Origin of the sequence: uncultured Cyclobacterium sp. (assembly GCF_963976465.1) — a bacterium.
Lineage (GTDB): Bacteria > Bacteroidota > Bacteroidia > Cytophagales > Cyclobacteriaceae > Cyclobacterium.
In genome coordinates this window covers 1-5,305 of sequence record NZ_CAXBOC010000416.1, presented here as the reverse complement: position 1 = coordinate 5,305, position 5,305 = coordinate 1, and the positions used below count along the sequence as shown (strand labels likewise).

Sequence of the window (5,305 nt, the reverse complement as noted above, 5' to 3'; positions counted from 1 at the left end):
CAGGCCATATCCATTGGGTGCAAAAGCATCCACTGGAGCCGTATACGCAAAGCCATCATCTATATAATTCCCTCTTCCTGGTTTAAAGTTAGCCATTAAACAGCCCCTTCTATTTTTAAGGTAAGGGCCACCCCATGGATATTTTGCAATATCTTTACCTCCTTTTGAGGCATATTCCCATTCCGCTTCTAAAGGTAAACGAAACTTAGGCATATCAAATTCTGACTCGTCGTTGGCATTCATATGGTAAGATTTCCACTCACAGAATTGCTTTGCCTGATCCCAACTGACTCCTACAACAGGATAATCATCAAAAGCCGGGTGATCAAAATAATATTCCATTAATGGATCCCCGTAATGATGTGTGAAACTTTGGGACCAAATTGTGGTATCTGGCAACAGTTCTTCCAAAACGAACTCCGGAGGATTTGCTTGCGTAGTGGGAGTGCCTAATGCCAAATCTCCCATTCTCACCGCATCAAGAAACTGTCTATATTTGTTATTGGATACTTCATATTTATCCATAAAAAACTCAGAAATAGTCACTTGTTTATTGGTGGCGGATCTGCTTACGCCAATGTCTTCATCAGCCTGTCCCATCCAGAACGTACCGGCTTTGACTGGAACCATTTCAAATGGCAGGGATTGCTGCCAACCTGATCTTTTAGGTACACCTGTTACCTCACCTCTTCTATTGAGCTTTTCACTAGCTGTCCCCTTATTTCCAAAAAGGCCACAACTTTGAAGTAGTGTCATTATTAACAACCCTGTAACCAGAGTTAAAAAGCTACGATTCATTTTTCTTAACATAAATGACAATAAAGTAACCACATTCATTTTCAACCATTTAAACAATCAACTAATTCGAAATTTAACAGATTTTATTAGAAAATAGCAAAGATTTCTTCAATAAAATTCTTAAAGTTAAAACCTATATCTAGGAGTCCTTTGAATAATTCTGTCAAATTGTTTCGATACCTGAGGTATATTATAAGTAAGCATAAACTCATGGGAAGTTGGTGTTTTTGCTTGCACTCCTCCCACTACCAAATCAAATGCATACCCTAATCTAAGGGAATTGTCTTTTAACAAACTATATCCTACCAAAACTGATGCCGATTCTTCTAACCTATAAGCCATTCCAAGACTCACTTTTTTATTATATGTCCCTATAACGCTAAAGTCATATGAAAAATTATTCAACCCTACAGATTTAACCAACATACTAGGTTCAACACTGAACTGAGCAAAAGTGTTTATTTTGTAACCTGCCATCAAATAATTATGATTTTCAAGCTGGTTGTCCAAGCTACCACTACCGAAATCAAAAGCAGGCTCATTGAGATGCCTGCTACTTAACCCCAAATAAAAATTCCCTTGCTCGTATAATAAACCAATCGATGCTTGTGGCTTCATTTGATTTTCATCACCAGCAGAAGGAATACTAGGGTCCGGGTTAACGGGAGAAAATTCATCAAACCTTATTGTGCTGGAAAAAAATCCCCCTGAAGCTCCAATTCTTAAATTCCCTCTCCCTAACCTCAGTTTATACGCCAAAGAAAGATTTACCTCCTGATTACTAAACGGTCCAATTTGATCGTTTACAGCAACCAACCCAAAACCCACCGGTAAGCTTTTTAATCTTCCGGAAAAAGATATTAATTGGGTAGTAGGTGCGCCACCTGCTCCAGAGCTAGTACTATAATTTAACCATTGACTCCTATGGAGTGCTGTGATAGAATACCCTTCATCTTTACCTGCAAAAGCGGCATTATAAAACATTCCATTGTTCATATAATGCGTAAACTGCGCATCCTGCTGAGCACTGGCTTCCGGGAGCTCCAGAAAAAAAGCCATGCCGATCATCACACAAGTTAACAGGTAAATTCTTTTATTCATGCGTAAAAGATGTTTTGCTTTTCGAAATCTATTCTACACAATTAAACTGAATTTACCAGTAAAAAGATTAAAAGAAATCAGATTTTATTCGCTTTTTTTATATAAAGCTCTAAAGCACCGGTCATACTTGGGGCGTTAGGCAAGGGCGCTTCTATGTCCATAATAAGGTTCATGTCTTTTACCGCCTGTGCCGTAGTAGGCCCAAATGCCGCTATTCTGGTTTTCCCTTGCTCAAAATCCGGAAAATTCTGAAACAATGATTTGATTCCTGAAGGACTATAAAACGCTAAAATATCATATTTAATATCCTTAAGGTCCGATAAATCTGCTGCCACCGTATGATAGATAATGGCCTCAGTGAAATCTATATTGTTCTTACTCAAAAAATTAGGAATATCATCTTTCCTAATATCTGAACATGGAAATAAATACTTCTCTGATTTATGTTTCTTAAAGAAATCAAATAGATCTGCAGCAGTTCTTGTACCTACGAACAATTTTCTTTTTCGGATCACAATGTATTTCTGAAGATAATGAGCCGTTTGCTCTGAAATACAGAAATACTTCATATCTGCAGGCATCTCAATTTTTAACTCCTGACATATTCCGAAAAAATGATCTATCGCATTCCTACTCGTGAAGATGACAGCAGTGTGTTTTAAAATTTCAATCTTTTGCTTCCTGAAATCTTTTATAGAAACCGGTTGTACCTCTATAAAAGGCCTAAAGTCAATTTTGATCTTGTATTTTTCAGTTAACTGAAAATAAGGGGACCGCATATCGGAAGGTTTAGGTTGTGAAACCAAAATGCTCCTAACTCGATTTAGTCTGTTTTTTGTTGCTTGCGTCATTTTTATTTTTTTTCCTTTATCCTAGGAGTAATTTACAAATAACCAAAAATGGGATCAATTCCGAGGTGCAAAGGTAAGAAAATAAATGATAATTATTAAATCCGTTCTTTTTATACAACCATATTGCCAAGCCGATTAATCCCAAAGAATATATTAGGAAAAAAGTATAATACATATAAGAGAAGTGCTCATACAATGAAACCCAATTGTTCGCATACACCAGCACTAGCATGCATATGATGATAAATAATGCAAAGCCCCTAACTTTTAATAGGTAGAAAAAATGAGGAAAAGCTATTTTATTTAGGCTAAATAAGAATGCTCCTGTTCCTAACCAAACAAATTTAAAAAAAGTGATGATGGTCAATAATAGTGAAAAGATAAGCCATGCAAACACTAATTTCTCTACGCTACTATCCAAACCCAGTCCAAAAAAATCGATCTCTAAACCATGGACCACCAAAATAACCAAAAGCCCTGTACTCATATTGATCAAGACCAGATAAAACAATAATTCTGCTGAATAAATTTTTGAAAAACTTCCTGACTCCCAGATATCTTCTATAGAAAACACACTTTTAGGATTCCAAAAAATGCCAAAAATAGAAGGAAAAAAGGCCCTGAAAATGGCAATCAGAAAAAGTACAGCAATTAAGGCTATGAAGAAAAAATCTCTGATTTCATCTTTCTTGCGTTTCTCTAAAACATTAGCTGTTTCAACTTTTTCATCCAAATTATTAAAATACCCTTTTTGCAATGAGAATTCTTCCGGAGAAATACCAAGCTTAAATGCAGTAATCTCCAGTTTTCCTTCATCGTCTAGGTAGTGAAGCACTGATTTATTACTGATGACCAATAAGGTATCATGCAAATAATAATCCCACAAAGCTTCATTGAAAAACAAGCTGCTGCCTTCCGGTAAACGAATTTGCCAATAGGCATCCTCAAATTGATTGGCATCCACTTGCACGGATATTGATTCATTGTGCTTGAACCAGCTCTCTGATAAATTTTCATGGAGAGCCGAATCATAATTCACCAAAATCTGGGCAACCGAATGCGAAGGTAAGCCAGACAATACCAATAACAACAGTCCCTGAAACACGAATAAACGACCAAACCACCTCATTAAAAACGACCTGTAAAACCAAAATGAATTCTAGAATAATTGAAACCTAAAGGCTGACTACCGGCCTGGCCCATTGCGTACACGAATTTAAATATACCACCGCTAGTTTCCAAGTTTAATCCTCCACCAAAAGAAATGGGCCATTCCTGTGAAACGTTTTCTACTTTATTTTCAACTTTACCCAAGTCTGTGAACAATAAAAAATAAGAATAGGTACCAAAATAGAACCTGGGCTCTACATTGATATAGAGGTATCGATTAGTGTAAAAATAATTCTCATTAAATCCTCTAATGCTCTGTAATCCTCCAAGCCTGAACAAGTCATTCAGTAGCAGGTTGGAATTGTCCATATCCCCGGCATTAAACCCGAGCTTTACCCCTAAATTTTGCCTCCATCTGTGATAGTAGGCAGTATTGGTTTGAATAAAATATTGCAGAGAGGTTTTCTCAATCCCTTGGTACAATTCTGGCGGAATTCCGGTATTCTCCAGCAATTGCTTATTACCTATACCGAAAGTGGTGGTAGATTGCCAGCCTTGCTTGGGCATAATTATATCATCTACCCTGTGGATTGCATATGTTGCCCCATAACTATTGTACCTAAAGTCTGCTATTTCTGGTAATTTGGAGGCATTCTCATAGGCTTTTACTGCCAATAAATCCCCTGCTTGCCTTTTCCCAAAAAAGCTTATATAAGCTGTTGGGCTTAGTTGATAACCGATATTTAAGGTAAAAGCCCGATTCAAAAAAGTGGTATCTTCTTTAAGCAAATTAAACGAGGCGCTTAAATCCAGATTTGTACCCAATACAAAGGGCTCTTTTGCTTCTACATTTAAATTTTGCGAATACTGGCTCAATCGTTGCCAATTGAGAACGTAATCTCTACCCCTACCGGCCACATTGTACAGCTGCAAATCAAATTGCCCGGTCACCAACCATTTGTTGGCTTCAATCTCATTTGGCAACAGACCGATAATACCATCGAGGGAATTAATTTTCCGGTCATTGACCGGTAAGTAAACAGTCGCTTGTTCATTCTGGAAGGAAAGCTCAGGGCTTCCCACTATACTGATATAGGGGATGTTTTTTAGCGCTTTGGTGGCATCTTCCACTTTCTTCTGGGAAAAGGGTTCTCCAGGTGTAATCCCCAGTTTTTTCGCCAGGTAAATTGGCTTTGTTTTAGAATTCCCGGTAATTTTTACGGTATCAAAGCTTATATACGGCCCCTTGTCCATAGCTATTACGGCCGAAATCCCTTTTTCACTTTGCTGTATGCTGTCAAGTTTAACAGCCATAAAGGGGTAACCATTGTTTTGCCCCAAATCCAACAAATCATGCATCAGCTTTTGCCACCCCTTAAAGCTAAATGCCCTGCCTTCGGTCAAGTGAAATGGGGAATTAAGTTTCCTTAACAACCAAGGCTCCA

Annotated in this window: 5 protein-coding genes; all 5 read right to left on the bottom strand. The window is 37.6% G+C overall.

What is annotated here, in order from left to right; all coding sequences use genetic code 11:
• Window positions 1-810: SUMF1/EgtB/PvdO family nonheme iron enzyme (locus AAC037_RS19235; RefSeq protein ID WP_339904882.1), on the bottom strand; the 810-nt coding region annotated here is incomplete at its 3' end.
• 114 nt (window positions 811-924) lie between these two features.
• A complete protein-coding gene (locus AAC037_RS19230; protein ID WP_339904881.1) occupies window positions 925-1,899 on the bottom strand; it encodes a type IX secretion system membrane protein PorP/SprF in 975 nt (324 codons plus the stop codon).
• Between the two features lie 77 nt (window positions 1,900-1,976).
• On the bottom strand, window positions 1,977-2,750 hold the full coding sequence (locus tag AAC037_RS19225; RefSeq protein ID WP_339904879.1) for a uroporphyrinogen-III synthase: 774 nt from the start codon (window positions 2,748-2,750) through the stop codon (window positions 1,977-1,979).
• A 16-nt stretch (window positions 2,751-2,766) separates the two neighbouring features.
• Complete coding sequence (locus AAC037_RS19220) at window positions 2,767-3,879, bottom strand: DUF4271 domain-containing protein (RefSeq protein WP_339904878.1); 1,113 nt, start codon at window positions 3,877-3,879, stop codon at window positions 2,767-2,769.
• Window positions 3,879-5,305, bottom strand: a 1,427-nt coding sequence (locus AAC037_RS19215) for a POTRA domain-containing protein (protein ID WP_339904876.1), incomplete at its 5' end; no start/stop codon positions are given. The genes AAC037_RS19220 and AAC037_RS19215, both read right to left, overlap by 1 nt.